Source organism: Salimicrobium album (assembly GCF_900107115.1).
Classification (GTDB): domain Bacteria; phylum Bacillota; class Bacilli; order Bacillales; family Halobacillaceae; genus Salimicrobium; species Salimicrobium album.
The window spans coordinates 254,616-272,609 of the sequence record NZ_FNOS01000001.1 but is presented as its reverse complement, the minus strand read 5'-3'; the positions used below and the strand labels follow the sequence as shown (position 1 = coordinate 272,609).

Below are 17,994 nucleotides of genomic sequence, written 5' to 3'. Positions count from 1 at the left end.
GTTAGAATAGATATAGTTTAAGGTTTACCTGTCTACTATAACATGAAATATACATACACTAGGAGGTGAAGGTCTCCATGGAAATCACAATGTTTTTGATCCTTTTATTTGTCCTTATCGCACTCATCGGATTTATTGTTCTTGATAACGGCTGAAAACGCAAAAGAGGGAAGCTGCCATTACCGGCAGCTTCCCTCTTTCATTTCTCTCGATTATTCCGTTCTCTCTGCTTCTCCAAAGGGGAAAATTACAAGTTCGGTCCGTCCGATAATTTCTTCTTCCTCAATCATACCCAGTCCATTCCGGCTATCCTTACTGACAGCTCTATTATCGCCCATGACGAAGTATTTTCCGTCCGGCACCTTTATCGGTCCATAATCCCTTGTCGCCTGAATAGAGCTTTGGTCCAGGTAGTTCTGCTTCTGTTTTTCTCCATTAACGAACAATTCATGATTTTTCACTTCCACTGTGTCTCCGGGTTCACCGATGACGCGTTTCACATAACTTTTCTCAGGACGCTCGATGATGACTATATCGTTGAATTCGGGTTCATCCAGATGATATACCACTTTATTGAACACTACACGCTCTCCGTTCTCAAGAGTAGGGTCCATGCTGGCTCCTTCGACAATAGAGGTGGCGAAGAGAAAATTACGAATGATAAAAGCCAAAACTACAGCGACCAGAATCGCTTTACCCCATTCCAGCCATTCATTTTTTTGTTTTGCAGCCAATTGGAATCTTCCTTCCTGTAATTACAAATACTACTCCTATTATAGCATAGAAGAAGTACATGAACCTATAGATGATGCTCTACATAGTGGCGGAGTCTTTCAAGCCCTTTTTCGAGAGTCGGAAGGTCATAAGCGTAAGAGAGGCGCATGTAACCTTCGCCCCCCTCGGAAAAGGCGCTGCCTGGCACTAAAGCTATCCCGGATTTCTCGACTAAACCTACAGCGGTCTCGAAAGTGCTTTTGGCGGAAGGAAACTGGATAAAGACGTAAAATGCCCCGTCCGGCTCTACGAAGGAGAGGCCGATGTCTTTTAATTTCTCCAGAACGAAAGCTCTCCGTTTTTCGTAAGTGGCTCTCATCCGTTCTATTTCAGTCTGATTGTTCTTCAGCGCTTCCAGAGCGGCGTGTTGACTCACAGAAGAGGCGCAGGAAACATTATACTGATGGACTTTCAACATATGCTGCCGCATCCAGTCCGGTGCAAGAACATACCCGATTCTGAAGCCGGTCATAGAAAAGGATTTACTCACCCCGTTTATGACTACCACCTTATCCTTCAAACCCAGGAATGACGCAAGGGAGGTGTGAGGATTCTTATAAACCAGCTCACTGTAGATTTCGTCCGCTATGACAAACATTTCTTTGTTTTGCATAAATCGGGCAATTTCCTCGAGCTGTCCGAAAGAAGGGGAGACCCCGGTCGGGTTCGACGGGTAAGGCATGATGACCGCTTTCGTTCGGTCCGTGATGTGAGATTCTATTGCATCTTTCGTCAATACAAAATCATACGGAGCAATATCCACATGGACAGGGCTGGCCCCGGCCATTTTTATGAGAGGCTCGTATCCGGGATATACCGGGGATGGAAGAAGCACTTCATCACCGGGACTCAATATAGTTCTAAGGCTGATATCTATAGCTTCGGATGCCCCTACAGTAACGATGATTTCGGAATCCGCATCGTAGTGCAAGCCGTATTTTTCCACATCCTCCGCTATGGCCTGTCTTAACTCCGGAATTCCGGCGTTCATGGTATATGCAGTTTTGTTTTCTTCAATAGAAGTGATCGCGGCACTTTTCACCCGCTCCGGCGTTTGGAAATCAGGCTGGCCAATAGTAAGGGAGACGACGTCCTCATAGTCTCTGACCATGTTAAAAAACTGCCGGATCCCCGAGATTTGAAGTTGTTTTACTTGTTCATTCAATAAGTATTCCACTTTATAACCACCTTTTGTTTCACATTAATAAACGATAGTCGTCCGATATCTGCGACGATATGAAGAATAGAGACGCTGTTTCATACATAAACTTACCCACTGATAGTACCATAAATCATTTTCCTTGCCGAAGGGTAGAAGGGAAAAGGTTACATTGCTTTGATAAAAATAGAAAAGACGCTAAATTACAGCGTCTTTACCTCGGAACAAATATTCAAGAAAGGTTTACGTCGATTAACGTCGGACCCGCTGATTCCAGGGGACGACGCTCTGATTGCCGAGCATACTTCCGTACGAGGATACAGGTGAAGGTTTTTTGAGTTGTTTACCTAAATATTGCTGAAGAGTACGCCTGGATTTAGAAAGAGAAGTTCTTGCTTTGGGGTTGCGGAAGCTGGTATCGACTTTCCCTAAATGTTTTAATTCCTGAAAGTCTTTTTTCTGAGCAGGAATATGAAAATAATACCCGGAGACTTCTATCAGTAAGGTGGAATGCTGTTTGCTCAATCTGGGACGGTCGGAATAATGCAGTCCGATTTTTTTGGCTTTTCCTTCTTTGAGAAGCTTGGCAACCACTTCTTTTTTCAATTCATACAGCTGTCTCGGATCAGGGGCGGTCTTGGCATGGCGGTTGACCACATATAAAGATTCCGCAATTTCCCGCGGGGAAAACGGTTTTTCGTTCATAATTTTCTCCTTTCTACCCGTGCTTCTTCTATTGTATAGGGGGGGCACATATAATGCAAAGTAATTATGAAGCGCCCTTGATCTTCTTCAGATCACTCATAATCGTCTCCATAGCCTCACTGTTCGTTCCTTCATAGTTTTTGATGACTTTACCTTCGGGTGTTACGAGAAAGAATCCGGTGGCATGGGCATACTGATCGGAGTTCTCAAGTTTTTGCACCGGAGACTGGAATGATTTAATAGAAAGTTCCTTGATTTCTTCGAAAGGATAACCGGTGTAGAAACTCCAGTTCCCGTAATCGGGATTGTATTTATCCGCGAACTGTTTCAGTGTCTTTACGTCATCTGTAGACGGGTCTATAGAAAAGGAAGCCAGTCTGATGTCCAGCCCTTCTTGTTCAATCTGGTCTTGCAGTCGCGACATATTGCTCGTCATAGGGGGGCACACGGTGGTGCAGCTTGTGAAAATCATATTGGCTACCCAGTAGTCGCCTTTCATTTCTTCTTTAACATCCACTTGTTCTCCGTGCTGGTTTTTAGCCGAAAGATCGACTATGTCACGGGACATGTTTGAATCTATTTCCGCAGTACTGCCACAGGCACTGATGAATAATAATGAGAGCAATATAAAAAGTTTTTTCATTGTTTACTCCTTTCTGACGTATACATTGTATCATGAAAGATTATACGTCCCATTCTTTTCACAAAAATGTCGAAAAACGAAAAATGAGCAGGTATTCATTTTTTTTTGGCGAACTGTTTTTAATATAAGGAGCTGATAAAATGAAGAAAGAGACAGTCATAATTACAGGTGGATCAAGCGGAATGGGTCTGGCAATGGCCACTCATTTTCTTGAAAACGGTGCAAATGTTGTCATCACGGGAAGAAACGAAGATAAACTGAATGAAGCCCTGAGCAATGCAGAGGGACAGGAAAGAATTCTAAGGGTAGTAATGGATGTAAGAGAACCGGAAGATGTGAAAAAGATGGTGGAAAAGACACACGATACATTTGGCAGGATTGACCATTTAGTAAATAATGCAGCAGGAAATTTCATCCAAAAAGCGGAAGAAATGTCTCCGAATGGATGGAAATCAGTCATCGATATAGTTCTGAACGGGACGTTTTACTGCAGCCGGGAGGTTATGAACTACTGGATCGCGAACAAAACCAAAGGGAGCATACTTAATATGGTGGCCACGTATGCCTGGAACGCGGGAGCGGGAGTAGTGCATTCGGCATCTGCAAAAGCAGGGGTCCTGACTATGACAAGAACACTGGCCGTTGAATGGGGACGCAGGTATGGGGTGAGAGTCAACGCTATTGCTCCGGGCCCGATTGAACGAACCGGGGGAGCGGAGAAGTTATTCCAGTCGGAAGATGCTTATAAGCGTACGCTTAGTTCTGTACCTCTTGGACGGGTCGGAACTCCTGAGGAAATTGCGAAATTGGCAGGGTTCATCTTATCGGAGGATGCTTCCTATATGAACGGAGAGGTGGTAACTCTTGATGGCGGACAATGGTTGAACCAGTTTCCTTTTTAAAAAAGAAGAAGGCTCGGGAGGAAAAGCCTCTCAAGCCTTCTTCTTTTGTGAAGATTTTTTTTCGTATCGACGTAAAGAAATGTCCGATTTCGAAAATCGTTTAAATTATATAAAAGAATACAGTGACAAAATGAAGGATAGCCCCTGCAAGTACGAAAAGATGCCATATCATATGGTGATGAGTGAAACCTCTCCATACGTAGAACAGAGCCCCCACCGTATATGCGAGTCCGCCCGCGACGAGAAAGATGACGCCGCCCGGGGCCAGGGAAGCTGTCAGGGCGTCCCACGCGATAACAATCATCCACCCCATAAGTACATAAATCAGTGTGGAGAGCACTACGAATTTCTTAACGAAAAATATTTTGAATACGACACCCACTAAAGCAGCTCCCCAGACGATGCCGAAAAGGGTCCAACCGAGCTTACCGCCAAGTGCTATAAGAAGGATGGGGGTGTACGTTCCTGCTATGAATAGGTAAATGGAAGCATGGTCGAAAATTTCGAACAGATCTTTGATTTTTCCCTGGGGGAAGCTGTGTACGAGAGTGGAAGACAGGAACAGGAGAAGCATCGTAGCTCCATAAACAGCAGAGGCCGTAATCGTCCATACGTTACCGTCGAAACTTGAGAAAGTTACGAGAAGGACGAGCATGGCTATACTTAAAACAGCTCCTATGCCGTGCGTAATGGCATTAGCCAATTCTTCTTTTTTTGAAAAAATATGTGTTTCCAATTAATCATCTCCAGGCAGAATCTATTAAGTTCATTATAAGCTAACGGGCAAAGAAAAGAAAATAAGGTTTACTATCCGGTATATAAAGGTAAATATCACAGGATATTGCAGCCGGTCGTTTTTGAAGCGGGAATATGGTATCATAGAAGAGGTGCTCCTGTAATGTGAAAAGAATGAGGAGTGAAGAAAATGTTGCAATTGGAAAGTGAAAAGAACGAAACGTTACTGGTGAAAGATCTTATGATTTCTTCCGAAAAAGTAGCACACGTCCAGTCCGGCAACCCGCTTGAACACGCCTTGCTTGTTCTTATTAAAACAGGCTATTCATCGGTGCCGGTTCTGAATTCCCGGTTTCAGTTCGAAGGAATTATCAGTAAAACGAAAATACTGGAAGAATCGCTCGGACTTGAACAGTTTGAAATGAACAGGCTGGGGGATATAAGCGTACGGGAGGTCATGGATCCGGACGTCCCATGCCTGAAGAAAAACCATACGTTTATCGACGCACTTCATAAATTGATCGACCATCCGTTTATATGTGTTATCGGGGATAATGATGAGTTTGACGGAATTGTAACCAGAAGAGAAATACTGAAGAACGTCAGTAAAAGTTATCACGAATCCAAGAATAAGTGAGGAACCCCCTCGCTTATTCTTGTCACGGCACAAGTGCTTTGGTAAAGTAGATGAGAAAAGAGATACATAAGGAGGTAACGACATGAATCAAATGGATGCAAATGAAATTATCAGTTTCATATCTAACAGTGAGAAATCCACGCCGGTGAAAGTATACGTAAAAGGTGAAAATCTCTCGAACATTGATTTCGGTAAAGAAGTGCGGGACTTTGTTTCCGGTACTTCCGGAGTCCTTTTCGGTGAATGGGACGCGGTTAAAGCCGTTCTCGATGCTAATGAAAAAGACATCGAAGACTACGAAGTGGAAAATGACCGTCGTCATTCTGCTATCCCTCTCATGGACCTGAAAGACGTCAACGCACGAATTGAACCGGGCGCCATTATCCGTGACCAGGTGGAAATCGGAGACGGAGCCGTTATTATGTATGGATCTTCCATCAATATCGGATCGGTGATCGGTGAAGGTACAATGATCGATATGAACGTAGTACTGGGTGGTCGCGCCACTGTAGGAAAGAATTGTCATATTGGTGCCGGGGCAGTACTCGCAGGCGTCATCGAACCGCCATCTGCTAAACCTGTAGTCGTGGAAGATGGTGTAGTAGTCGGTGCGAACGCTGTTATCCTTGAAGGCGTGACCGTAGGAGAAGGTGCTGTGGTTGCTGCAGGCGCTATAGTAACGGAAGATGTAGAACCGAATACCCTCGTGGCAGGGTCTCCGGCACGCAAACTGAAAGACATTGATGACCAGACGAAAGCGAAGACTGAAATCAAACAGGAACTTCGTAAACTGAAGTAATCTTAAATCATGAAGCTGTCCTTTCTGAAGGGCAGCTTTTCTGGTAAGGAGGCGAAAAAATGGATTACGTTAAAACGAGAAGAGCTCTTCATAAAATACCGGAACTCGGATTCGAAGAAGTGAAGACACAGCAGTTGCTTCTGTATATGATCGATACGATGCCCGGAGACAATCTCACAGTAGAGACGTGGAGGACAGGGATATTCGTGTTCGTACGGGGGACATCCCCGACAAAAACGATCGGGTACCGGACAGATATCGACGGTCTTCCTCTGGAAGAAAACACGGGATATTCTTTTTCTTCCGAACACCCCGGAAGAATGCACGCGTGCGGTCACGACTTCCACATGACAATCGCACTTGGGGCTCTTGAATACATGGCTGCTGAACCCCCGCGGAATAACGTTCTGTTTATATTCCAGCCTGCGGAGGAAGGGCCCGGGGGAGCAGAACCCATGTTAAGATCCGAGCCGATGAAGAAGTGGAAACCGGACACCATTTTTGCCCTTCATGTTGCGCCCGAACTTCCTGTGCGCACTATTTCAACCAGACCGGGCCTCCTGTTTGCGAACACGAGTGAGCTTTACATCGATTTCAAAGGTGTGGGGGGGCACGCGGCTTATCCGCATAAAGCTTTCGATATGACAGTAGCAGCGAGTTATTTTGTGACCCAGCTTCAGCAAATAGTCGCAAGGAGGGTAGACCCTCTGGACAGTGCAGTAGTTACCATCGGTAAGATACAGGCGGGAACGGTGCAGAATATTATTGCTGAAACATCAAGGCTGGAAGGGACGATCCGTACAACGTCCGGCATTGTTATGAAAGATGTGAAAGGGGAAATAGAGAAGTTAGCCCGTGGTATGGAAATCTCCAATGACTGCAATATAACCATCGATTACGGTGCTAATTACTATCAGGTATATAATGAAGAGGAAGTGACCGAAAAATTCACTGCTCTTATGAAAGAGATGGGATATGATTGCAGGGAAGCCGACAGAGCTATGACCGGGGAAGATTTCGGTTACATGCTGAAGGAAATACCGGGGTTCATGTTCTGGCTCGGGGTGGATTCACAAGCAGGTCTGCACCAGTCCTCTCTAAAACCCAAAGAAGAAGCATTGGAGTATGGAGTATCCATAGTCAAAGATACTTTATATCATCTTTAGAAGTTCATTTATTCAGAAGCATCCGTACAAAGTTAAACAGAGAGAACGGGGACCGGTCGACAGCCTCCGGTTCCCGTTCTCTCTGTTATTTATATGATAAGATAAGCGATTTACTCTTCCCCTGCATAACTTTCCAATTATATGATAAAGCAGAATCCCCCGAGATACTCTCCGGAAAATCTTAACAAACTGTTCAGCTTCTTGACTAATTAATTGTAGCTGTACTCTTCCTTTTTGGCTTCTGACCTGTCTTTGAAAATATTGACCTGATGAGGGAACGGAATTTCAATGCCTGCTGCATCGAATGATTCTTTTATAGCTTTAAGCAAATCACGTTCTGCTCCCCACTGCTCCATATTTTCAGTATGGCCTAACAGGCGGAGAACTACTTCTGAATTGCCGATGCTCTGGACCCCTAATACGTCAGGGCCTTCTTTAAAACGAGCATCATCCCTGAACCGGTCAGCTACTCCCTGCAAAATGTGCAAAGCTTCATCAATATTGTCGTAATAGGAAATCTGAATGTCCACGAGAGCACGCATATTGCCCCTCGAATGATTGCTTACACCCTCGATCAGCCGGTTCGGAATGAAATGAAGTGTACCATCAAAACCGCGTACTTTGGTTGTGCGTATCCCAATTTCTTCCACGATTCCGTCATAACCGCCTACTGTAACGTAATCATCCACTTCAGCCTGCCGCTCCAGCAGAAGGAAGAAGCCTGTCATTACGTCAGCTACAAGGTTCTGCGCTCCGAACGCCACGGCGAGACCGATAATTCCCGCACCTGCCAGGAGCGGCCCGATATTTATATTTACTGCACCGAGTAACATGACGACCAATATGAAAAGAAGAGTGTAGGAAAATATGTTAACACTGAGTTTTTCCAGGGTCTTCATACGCCCCGGGGCCAGTTTTCTTTTCTTTCCCATCGTTTCCATCGTTTTGGCAATGGCTTTTGATCCCAATGGATTAATAATGGAGAAAGCGACCAGCAACAATACAATTTCAATTAAAACCGGTAAGACCGTACTTATTATACCGGCAAGATCAAATTCAATTCCGAATATTTCCATACTGTTCCCTCCTCTTTATAAAAAATAATAAGAAAAATAAATCAAGAAATCAACCTGAACTTATTATCCGTATATTTTTCAATAAATTTAAAAAAATCTGTCAAAACGCTGGCAAATTATTTCGAAAACCGATATATTAAGATTACTGGAAACGGGGTGAAATGATGGACATATTCAAAAAACTGAAACAGTATTACTGGCCTTATAAAATGTGGCTTTTAGGGTCGATCATCGCGCTAATATTCGTAACTGCTATTACTGTCGTATATCCGATTGTATTACAGATTACTATAGATGAAGTGATCCGGGGAGAAAAATACTCCTGGATACCTTATATCAGCCTGATTTTTATTGCCCTCATGGGAATAAAGGCGATAGCTACTTATATCGATCAGTATTTCGGTGATTATTTTGGCATCCGCTCTGTTTTCTCTTTGCGGGAAGCACTCTACGAAAAGCTGCAGCGTCTTTCCTTCCGTTATTACGATAATGCGAAAACGGGGGACATTATGTCGAAGCTTACCGCTGATGTGGACGGATTCCGGTTTTTCTTGTCCTTCGGGTTTTCGGAGTTTGTACGCATTATACTATTGATGACGGCAAGTCTCGGAGTTATGTTTCACTACTCTATTCCTCTGGCACTTATAACTATGGCCGTTATGCCTTTTTTGGCGGTGGTAGTCTTCCGCTTCGACCGGATTGTACACCCGGCTTTCAGAAGAATAAGGAAGTCCTACGGTAATCTCAATACGCGGGTACAGGAAAATATAAGCGGCATGAATACAGTAAAATCACTGTCCCGCGAGGATTTCGAAGTTAACAGATTTTTAGACAGAAGCGGAGATTATCGCCAGACATACATTAATACTTCAAACATATGGGCCAGATATTTTCCTCTTATGGAATTCATCGGAAACGTAAGCGTCGTAGTGCTTCTCGCTTATGGGGGGTATCTCGTAATGAACGGGGAACTTCAGCTTGGAGAACTCGTCGCATTCTTTAACCTCGTGTGGCTCGTGCTCGGTCCGCTTATGAATTTCGGGTTCGTAATCAACCTGTTTTCACAGTCCAAAGCCTCCGGAGAGAGACTGCTGAGTATACTTGAGGAGGATGAAGATATTATAAACGACCCTGCTGTGGAACATGCACCAATCCGGGGCTCTGTAGTATTTGAAGACGTAACTCTGACTTACCCGGGGGAAGAGGATAAGGCTTTGCGTAACGTGACGCTCCACGCTCCGGCCGGTACAACGATCGGGCTCATCGGAGCTACGGGTTCAGGTAAAACGAGTGTTACTCAGGTCTTAACAAGATTCTATGAGCCGGAGTCGGGAAGTGTTTATGTGGATGGAAAACCTGTGAAAGATTACGATTTGCAGCATTTAAGAAGGAACGTAGGGGTCGTTCTGCAGGAATCCTTTCTGTTCTCCACAACGATTAAAGAAAATATCGCCTATGGAAACCCGCTGGCTTCTGAAGAAGACATTATCAATGCTGCCAAAAGGGCGCAGGCCCACGATTTTATTATGGAAACTCCGGAAGGGTATGACACGCTGCTCGGCGAAAGAGGAATGGGTCTTTCGGGAGGGCAGAAACAGCGGATTGCCATAGCCCGAGCCATACTTATCGATCCTGCCGTATTGATTCTGGATGACGCCACTTCCGCTGTCGATATGGAAACGGAATTCAAAATCCAGAAGGCTTTGAGGGAAGTAATGAAAGGGAGGACAACATTTATTATTGCTCATCGGATTTCCTCTATTAAACATGCTGATGAAATCCTGGTGCTCGACAGGGGGAGAGTGACGGAAAGAGGAGGACATGAAGACCTTCTTGTAAACAACGGAACATACCGGAGAATCTATGATATCCAGTATAAAGACAGGGATAAAATATTTAAAGCTTATCGGCAGTAAGAAAGGAGGGGTCAAATGGCACGTAATAAAAAGCATCTGGAAAGATTTCAGTACACCCAGGACCAGGCTATAGAGAAACCGTTTAATTGGAAACAACTGCTGCGTCTTCTGAAGTACTTGCGTCCTTATACGAAAAAACTGCTGCCTATAGCAATTACGGCTATGCTCGTCTCCACGTTAGTCCGTATGTTCGTACCTGTCCTTATCGGTAGTGTAGCCATTGACAGCGCTATAGCGGATAAGGATGTCCCTTTTCTGACCTGGCTCGTTATCGGTATTTCTCTTATGTATCTAATCAGTTATGCCGGGAATAATCTTCGTATAAAATACGTGAATATACTGGGACAAAATGTCATCTATGATTTGAGAAGGCACTTATTTACTCACGTGCAGCGGCTTTCCCATCGATTCTTCGACACAAAATCGGCCGGGTCTATTCTTGTCAGGATTATGAATGATATTAATTCGCTGCAGGAGTTGTTTACGAACGGAATCATTAACGTACTGATGGATATCGTTCTGCTTACAGGCATTGTGGTGCTTTTATTCGCGTTGAGTCCTAAACTTGCTATTGCAATTCTTATTGTGCTTCCGCTAATGTTTTATATTTCCACAAAACTGAGAAGGAACATCCGCAGGTCCTGGCAGACAGTCAGAATCGAGCAGTCCAAGCTGAACTCGCATTTAAATGAAAGTCTGCAGGGAATGAGGATAACACAGGCATTTGCTCAGGAAAATGAAAATGCCGAATATTTTGAAGGAATAAATACAAGTAATTTCAATGCCTGGAAAGAAGCTTCGAGGAAGAGCGCCATGTTCCGTCCATTCGTTGAAATGAGTAATGCCATAGGAACGGTTATACTGCTCGCATACGGTGCTTACTTAATTCTCGAAGGAGATGTCACTGTAGGAACGTTCGTAACCTTCTCTATCTATCTCGGTATGTTCTGGGAACCTATATCAAGACTCGGTCAGATGTACAATCAGTTGCTGATGGCAATGGCAGCGTCAGAGAGGATATTCGAGTTCCTGGATGAACAGCCGAACGTAAAAGAAAAGGAAGATGCGGTCGAATTGAAGAGCATGAATGGCCATATAGAGTTTGACCGCGTAAAATTCGCCTATGATGCTGAGAGGATAGCCATTCCTGACTTATCTCTTGAGATAAAACAGGGTGAGACGGTTGCTCTCGTGGGACACACCGGTTCCGGTAAGTCTACAATCGCAAATCTGATCAGCAGATTTTATGATCCTACTGAAGGAGAAGTGAGAATAGACGGAATCGATCTGCGCGATGCGAAAATCGACAGCATCCGCTCCCGGATCAGTGTTGTACTTCAGGATACCTTCATTTTCTCGGGGGATATTATGGAAAATATCCGGTTCGGAAGGCCGGAGGCAAGTGATGAAGAAGTGAAAGAGGCTGCCCGGGTGGTGGGAGCGGATGAGTTCATTGATCGGCTCCCTCACGGATACAGGACGGAAGTAGAAGAGCGGGGCAATATTTTATCGGCAGGGGAGAGACAGCTGCTTTCTTTCGCCAGAGCTCTCCTTGCTGATCCGAGTATTCTCATTCTTGACGAAGCTACGTCAAGTATCGATACGGAAACAGAAATGAAAATCCAGGAAGCACTGAACAGACTTTTAAAGAACCGTACAGCTATTATGATAGCTCACCGCCTGTCCACTATCAGAGAAGCCGATAAAATCTTTGTACTGGAGAATGGGAAGGTTCTGGAGCACGGATCTCATGAGGAACTGATGGAAAAAGAAGGGGAATATTATGAGTTGGTAAAATCCCAGTTTCAAATGCTTGATGCTACCTGACCTGCCGTTATTGCGGCAGGTCTTTTGACTAAGCAAAGCTTAAAAAATGCGGGCATGCCCTCTGCTCCCACTACTGCTTTTACTCTACCGGGCGGCTTCGGACACTGAATGTTAACAAAGTTCTTTTTCACTTAAATGACACAGGTTTATGAGTAGACACGTTTCCTCAGGGTAAGGTATTATAGTTGGTAACAGGATATTGTGAAATAAGTCACAAATTTGTCAAAACCTGATACGGATCAAACTGTAATCAGTTATCTAAGAGGGGGAAATAAAATGATTGAATTGGATTCTGTCATGCTGAGCCGGATGCTTACGGCAATGACGCTGATTTTTCACATTATTTTCGCTACAGTCGGCGTAGGAGTTCCGGTCATGATCTCCATAGCCGAACTCATCGGAATAAGGAAAAAAGATAAATATTATTCGTTAATGGCGAAAAGATGGGCGAGAGGCTTCACGATAATCGTGGCAGTAGGCGTGGTTACCGGTACGGCTATAGGTCTGCAGCTCTCTCTGCTGTGGCCGAGTTTTATGCAGCTGGCCGGTAAAGTGATTGCCCTGCCTCTGTTTATGGAAACTTTTGCTTTCTTCTTTGAAGCTATTTTCCTCGGGGCATATCTCTATACGTGGGACCGCTTTAAGAATCCTATGACTCACTGGTGGCTCTCCATCCCCATTATAATTGGCGGAACGCTGTCCGCATTCTTCATTACGACAGTGAACGCCTTTATGAATACACCTGCAGGGTTCGATGTGGAGGATGGAGTAATCAACGCGATAAACCCGCTAGCAGCAATGTTCAACCCTGCGACTCCAACGAAGGTCTTTCACGTAGTGTCATCAGCCTATATGACTTCAGCAGCGATTCTTGCGACGATAGCTGCTGTAACGTATCTCGTGAAACGAGATCAGGAATATGCGAAACGCGCGCTGAAACTGACAGTTACAGCCACACTTGTTTTCTCGATCTCCACGGCTGTGGCCGGAGATTTATCTGCAAAATTTCTGGCAGAACATCAGCCGGAGAAACTCGCAGCAGGGGAATGGCATTTCGAAACTGAAGAAGGTGCGGACCTCGTGCTTTTCGGTACCCTGAATGACGATAATGAGATCACCGGAGAGATACGATTACCGAAAGCCTTGAGCTTTTTGGCTTACGGAAATTTCGATGCGGAAGTGACAGGACTTGATAAAATTCCTGACGACGAAGAACCGCCGTTGTTTATTCACTATTTCTTCGACCTGATGGTATCGATAGGAATGTTTGTGCTTCTGATATCCGGGTTGTATGTACTGATGACCTACGTCAAGAAATGGAACCCGCACAATAAGCTGATGCTCTGGGCGCTGACTACGATCGGTCCTTTATCCATGCTTGCTATTGAATTTGGGTGGGTGTACGCCGAAATCGGACGGCAGCCCTGGATTATGAGAGGGTTTATGAAAGTGGCCGAAGGGGCTACTACATCTCCGAACGTGGGAGCTATGTTCCTGCTGTTTTTCCTTCTTTATTTTGTTCTTGGCATCGGTACTCTTGTAGTTCTGCGTAAAATGTTCAAAGATCACCCTGCGGAAGTGGAACTTGAACATCTTTACACGGAAGTCGGCAAAGGAGGGGAGCGATAATGGGATACGAATATATAGGTATCACAGTTTTATGGGTGTTTCTGTACGGATATCTGATTGTAGCTTCCGTTGATTTTGGAGCAGGCTTTTTTGCTTATTACGCAAGAAGAACGAACAAAGATCATATTATGAATAAACTGATTTCCAGGTATCTATCACCTGTCTGGGAAGTGACGAACGTTTTCTTCGTCTTTTTCTTCGTAGGGCTCGTCGGCTTCTTTCCGGATATGGCTTACTATTTCGGACAGGCGCTGTTAATACCCGGAAGCATTGCGATTGTACTGTTGGCTATCCGGGGTTCCTTCTATGCGTTTGAAAGTTACGGCTCAAAAAATAACTCTGTTTTCATGTTTCTCTACGGAGCTACGGGGTTATTGATTCCTGCTTCACTTTCTACGGCTCTTACTATTTCGGAAGGAGGCTTCCTTAACGTAACGGAAGACGGGGTGAGACTGCAGATTACCGAGCTGTTGCTCAGTCCATACTCCTGGAGTGTAGTCTTACTTGCAATCGTCTCCGTGCTTTACATCAGTTCGATGTTTCTGTCCTATTATGCACATAGGGCGGGAGACAAAGACGCTTTATCGTTGTTAAGAAGATACGCTCTGTTTTGGAGCATTCCTACGATTATCGCCAGTATGACGGTGTTTATAGCTATGAGTCAGCACAATCCCGAGCACTTTGACAGGCTGTTCGATTACTGGTGGGTGTTTGGGCTCAGTGTGTTGTTCTATCTGGTAGCTGTATTTCTCGTATACAGTGAAAAACTGTACGGCTTTGCTTTTATCGCCGTAATGCTCCAGTTTCTCTTCGCTTTCTTCGGATATGGCGTTTCAAAACTGCCGTATCTGCTTTACCCGCACGTAACGATTTCCGAAAGTGTAACACCCGATGCTATGGGATTGGCCCTGGTAGTCGCATTTATAGGCGGGCTCCTGTTGCTCATCCCTTCTCTGGTGATGCTGATGAGAATGTTCCTGTTTGATGCAGATTATATTAAAGGAAATAAATAGCTGGAGAGGTCTTCCTCTCCGGCTATTTTTGAGATAATATACGCGTAGGAAGGGTGGAATTAGTGATGAAAAGAGAATTTGCTGTAATAGGCCTGGGCAGATTTGGCGGAAGTATCTGCCGGGAATTGAGTGAAGAGGGGATGGATGTCCTCGCAATCGATACGGATGAAGATAAAGTGAACGAATTCAAAGATATAGCTTCCCATGCTGTTATTGCTGATGCTACTGATGAAAATGCTTTGAAAGAGCTTGGGATAAGGAACATCGATCATGTGATTGTGGCAATAGGGGATAATATTCATGCCAGTATACTTGCTACACTTATACTGAAGGAACTGGGCACTAAAACTCTGACTGTAAAAGCACAGAACGATTACCATGAGAAGGTGCTGAATAAAATCGGTGCTGACCATGTAGTGCATCCGGAGAGGGATATGGGGAGAAGGATAGCTCACAACATCATCTCCAACAATATTCTCGACTACATTGAGCTATCTGATGACCATAGCGTCGTTGAAGTAAAAGCCGGAAGCAAGATGCGGGATAAATCACTCATCGATCTGGATATTCGTGCTCAGTATGGTTGTAACGTAGTAGCTATCAAAAGAAATCGGGACATAATCGTTTCACCGAGAGCTACAGAAAATATAAAAGAAAGTGATGTACTGATAGTGATCGGTGCCGATATAGACATCAGCCGCTTTGAAAAACACCTCGTCGTGGAAGAAGATTGAACAGATACTTATGAAAAAAAAGCGCGTCCCCCGGAAGAATGTCTTTCGGGGGACGCGCTTTAATAATTATTAAACTGATCGAATCATACTTCCATAATGATAGGAAGAATCATAGGACGACGTTTTGTCTTTTCGAAAAGGAAAGGAGCAATCGTATCAGTGATTTCGTTCTTGATTTCCGACCACTGGGTCGTCCGGCGTTCCATGACTTTATTTACATGCTTAGTTACAAGTTTCTGTGCATCTTTGATTAAGTCTTCGGATTCTCTCATGTAAACGAATCCTCGGGAGATGATATCAGGCCCGGAAGCAATCTTGAATTCTTTCATATTAATGCTTACGACTACGATTACAAGACCTTCCTCGGATAAAATGCGGCGGTCCCGAAGAACGATATTACCGATATCGCCGATGCCGCTGCCGTCCACGTAAACAGATCCGGATGGGATTTTACCTGCTACCATCGCTTCGTCTTTGCCTAACGCAAGCACGTCACCGTTATCCATGACGAATGTATTGTCAGGTTCCACATCACAGTCTTCACTGAGTTTGGCATGTTCCTTGAGCATGCGGTACTCCCCGTGAATCGGCATGAAGAATTTAGGCTGGATCAGACGGAGCATCAGCTTCATTTCTTCCTGACTTCCGTGTCCGGAAGTGTGGATGTCACTGAGGGGTCCGTGAATCACTTCGGCACCCGCACGATAAAGTTTGTTGATGGTACGACTGACACTGATAGTATTACCAGGGATTGGGGATGATGAGAATACAACAGTATCATTTGGGATGATCTGGATCTGACGGTGTGTACCGTTTGCAATTCTGGAAAGCGCGGCCATAGGCTCTCCTTGCGAACCGGTACACAGAATAGCTACTTCATGAGCTGGGAGACGATTGATTTCATGAGCATCTATGAATGTACCTTTGGGAGCGTTGATGTATCCGAGTTCCTGACCGATACGTATGGAAGATTCCATACTTCTGCCGAAAACGGCCACTTTTCTATTGTGCTTCACAGCACCTTCCACCATTTGCTGCAGACGGTAAATGTTAGAAGCGAAAGTTGCAAAAATCAGGCGTCCTTTAGCGCGGGAGAAGACGTTCTGAATATTTTCGCCAACGACTCTCTCTGATTTAGTGAAGCCCGGTACTTCAGCGTTCGTACTGTCCGAAAGCAGTGCAAGAACGCCTTCTTTCCCGATTTCAGCCATACGCGCGATATTTGCCGGTTCTCCGACCGGGGTGAAATCAAATTTAAAATCACCCGTGTGCACGATGTTACCGGGAGGTGTTTTGACCACAATACCGAAGGAATCAGGAATACTGTGAGTCGTGCGGAAGAAAGACACAGAGGTCTTGCGGAATTTAATTACATCATCTTCCTGGATTTCATGAAGCTTAGTGCTTCTTGTTAATCCATGCTCGCTGAGTTTATTTTTCAAAAGGCCTGCTGCCAGTTTCCCGGCGTAGACAGGGATGTTAATTTCACGCAACAGATAAGGAATACCGCCGATATGGTCTTCGTGTCCGTGAGTGATGAATAATCCTTTGATTTTATCCTGGTTCTGGATAAGGTACGTGTAGTCAGGGATAACGTAGTCAATGCCCAGAAGTTCGTCTTCAGGGAATTTGATACCGGCGTCAATGAGGATAATTTCGTCTTGAAATTGGACGCCATACGTATTTTTACCGATTTCTCCAAGGCCGCCTAAAGCAAAGACGGCAGTCTGGTCGTTTTTAACGAATTTCATTATTAAAACGACTCCATTTTGAAATCTTCGTCCTGCTGCTCATACTGAAGGTGTTCCTCACTTAAACCTTCAATATACTCAATATTTACGTTCTTATCGGCTAATTTTTCACGTACCTCGCGTTCTATTTCTGCTTCTACGTACATAGAATCTGTACGTTCTCTTACAGGCACTTCATTCGGAAGTTCCTGGTAATAAACTTTGTAAACCATTACATTTATCTCTCCTTTATTAAAAAATTACATACTTCACACGTTCTCCCGGAATTCAAATAAGCTTCACGCATACATCTTTCGCTCGAGTATTCGTTTCCAACGTTTTTTTAGCTTTCTTCTTAAACGCTTCATCACAGCGTCCATCTCCCTTCAGGCTAATGGAAGAAAACTGTTACCAAAACGTATGACCGCCCAATCCCTGTTACTTATAGTATAATACGGTTTTCCTTATAATGAAACAACTAACTTAATTATAAGGGTAAAGTTTTTTGTTTTTCGTGTAATACAAGAAAGAGGGGGGACCAGTTCCTTT

General features: G+C 44.5%; 17 protein-coding genes. 9 read left to right on the top strand and 8 right to left on the bottom strand.

Going from position 1 to position 17,994, the window contains the following annotated elements; genetic code table 11:
• Window positions 1-212: 212 nt before the first annotated feature.
• From lepB to BLU03_RS01370, 4 genes are all read right to left on the bottom strand, one after another.
• On the bottom strand, window positions 213-734 hold the full coding sequence (gene lepB / locus BLU03_RS01385; protein ID WP_008589616.1) for a signal peptidase I: 522 nt from the start codon (window positions 732-734) through the stop codon (window positions 213-215).
• Window positions 735-799: 65 nt separating this feature from the next.
• A complete protein-coding gene (locus BLU03_RS01380; RefSeq protein ID WP_093105023.1) occupies window positions 800-1,951 on the bottom strand; it encodes an aminotransferase class I/II-fold pyridoxal phosphate-dependent enzyme in 1,152 nt (383 codons plus the stop codon).
• Between the two features lie 234 nt (window positions 1,952-2,185).
• Window positions 2,186-2,638 carry a YkyB family protein gene (locus tag BLU03_RS01375; RefSeq protein ID WP_093105020.1) on the bottom strand — a complete coding sequence of 151 codons (453 nt, stop codon included), beginning with the start codon at window positions 2,636-2,638 and terminating at the stop codon, window positions 2,186-2,188.
• 64 nt (window positions 2,639-2,702) lie between these two features.
• Window positions 2,703-3,281, bottom strand: coding sequence for an SCO family protein (locus BLU03_RS01370; protein ID WP_093105018.1), 579 nt, complete (start codon window positions 3,279-3,281; stop codon window positions 2,703-2,705).
• A 140-nt stretch (window positions 3,282-3,421) separates the two neighbouring features.
• Between BLU03_RS01370 and fadH the strand changes: the two genes are divergently transcribed.
• Window positions 3,422-4,183 (top strand): 2,4-dienoyl-CoA reductase, encoded by a 762-nt coding sequence (gene fadH, locus BLU03_RS01365; protein ID WP_093105015.1) that lies wholly within the window; start codon window positions 3,422-3,424, stop codon window positions 4,181-4,183.
• Between the two features lie 100 nt (window positions 4,184-4,283).
• Here fadH and trhA read toward each other — a convergent pair whose 3' ends face one another.
• Window positions 4,284-4,919, bottom strand: coding sequence for a PAQR family membrane homeostasis protein TrhA (gene trhA, locus BLU03_RS01360; protein WP_093105013.1), 636 nt, complete (start codon window positions 4,917-4,919; stop codon window positions 4,284-4,286).
• A 189-nt stretch (window positions 4,920-5,108) separates the two neighbouring features.
• Here trhA and cbpB point away from each other — a divergent pair, with 189 nt between their 5' ends.
• The 3 genes from cbpB to BLU03_RS01345 all read left to right on the top strand — a co-directional run bounded on the left by cbpB (window position 5,109) and on the right by BLU03_RS01345 (window position 7,520).
• Entirely contained in the window at window positions 5,109-5,555 is a 447-nt protein-coding gene (cbpB, locus tag BLU03_RS01355) for a cyclic-di-AMP-binding protein CbpB (protein ID WP_008589628.1), read from the top strand.
• A gap of 82 nt (window positions 5,556-5,637) precedes the next feature.
• Window positions 5,638-6,354, top strand: a complete 717-nt coding sequence (dapD, locus tag BLU03_RS01350) for a 2,3,4,5-tetrahydropyridine-2,6-dicarboxylate N-acetyltransferase (protein WP_008589630.1) — start codon at window positions 5,638-5,640, stop codon at window positions 6,352-6,354.
• A gap of 59 nt (window positions 6,355-6,413) precedes the next feature.
• On the top strand, window positions 6,414-7,520 hold the full coding sequence (locus BLU03_RS01345) for an N-acetyldiaminopimelate deacetylase (protein ID WP_093105010.1): 1,107 nt from the start codon (window positions 6,414-6,416) through the stop codon (window positions 7,518-7,520).
• 209 nt (window positions 7,521-7,729) lie between these two features.
• Here the strand turns inward: BLU03_RS01345 and BLU03_RS01340 are convergent, their stop codons facing one another.
• A complete protein-coding gene (locus BLU03_RS01340; RefSeq protein ID WP_093105007.1) occupies window positions 7,730-8,596 on the bottom strand; it encodes a mechanosensitive ion channel family protein in 867 nt (288 codons plus the stop codon).
• 164 nt (window positions 8,597-8,760) lie between these two features.
• Between BLU03_RS01340 and BLU03_RS01335 the strand changes: the two genes are divergently transcribed.
• The 5 genes from BLU03_RS01335 (at window position 8,761) to BLU03_RS01315 (ending at window position 15,715) form a co-directional block, all read left to right on the top strand.
• The gene (locus BLU03_RS01335; RefSeq protein WP_093105590.1) at window positions 8,761-10,512 is read left to right on the top strand and encodes an ABC transporter ATP-binding protein; all 1,752 of its coding nucleotides are present in this window, start codon (window positions 8,761-8,763) and stop codon (window positions 10,510-10,512) included.
• Between the two features lie 15 nt (window positions 10,513-10,527).
• Window positions 10,528-12,339, top strand: a complete 1,812-nt coding sequence (locus BLU03_RS01330) for an ABC transporter ATP-binding protein (RefSeq protein WP_093105005.1) — start codon at window positions 10,528-10,530, stop codon at window positions 12,337-12,339.
• A 276-nt stretch (window positions 12,340-12,615) separates the two neighbouring features.
• Window positions 12,616-13,968 carry a cytochrome ubiquinol oxidase subunit I gene (locus tag BLU03_RS01325; RefSeq protein ID WP_076569586.1) on the top strand — a complete coding sequence of 451 codons (1,353 nt, stop codon included), beginning with the start codon at window positions 12,616-12,618 and terminating at the stop codon, window positions 13,966-13,968.
• Window positions 13,968-14,981, top strand: a complete 1,014-nt coding sequence (locus BLU03_RS01320) for a cytochrome d ubiquinol oxidase subunit II (RefSeq protein WP_176765375.1) — start codon at window positions 13,968-13,970, stop codon at window positions 14,979-14,981. Before BLU03_RS01325 ends, BLU03_RS01320 begins: the two co-directional genes overlap by 1 nt.
• Window positions 14,982-15,046: 65 nt before the next feature.
• Window positions 15,047-15,715, top strand: coding sequence for a potassium channel family protein (locus BLU03_RS01315; RefSeq protein ID WP_076569654.1), 669 nt, complete (start codon window positions 15,047-15,049; stop codon window positions 15,713-15,715).
• An 83-nt stretch (window positions 15,716-15,798) separates the two neighbouring features.
• Here the strand turns inward: BLU03_RS01315 and rnjA are convergent, their stop codons facing one another.
• On the bottom strand, window positions 15,799-17,466 hold the full coding sequence (gene rnjA / locus BLU03_RS01310; RefSeq protein ID WP_008589648.1) for a ribonuclease J1: 1,668 nt from the start codon (window positions 17,464-17,466) through the stop codon (window positions 15,799-15,801).
• 2 nt (window positions 17,467-17,468) lie between these two features.
• The gene (locus BLU03_RS01305; protein WP_076569591.1) at window positions 17,469-17,678 is read right to left on the bottom strand and encodes a DNA-dependent RNA polymerase subunit epsilon; all 210 of its coding nucleotides are present in this window, start codon (window positions 17,676-17,678) and stop codon (window positions 17,469-17,471) included.
• Window positions 17,679-17,994 lie beyond the last annotated feature (316 nt).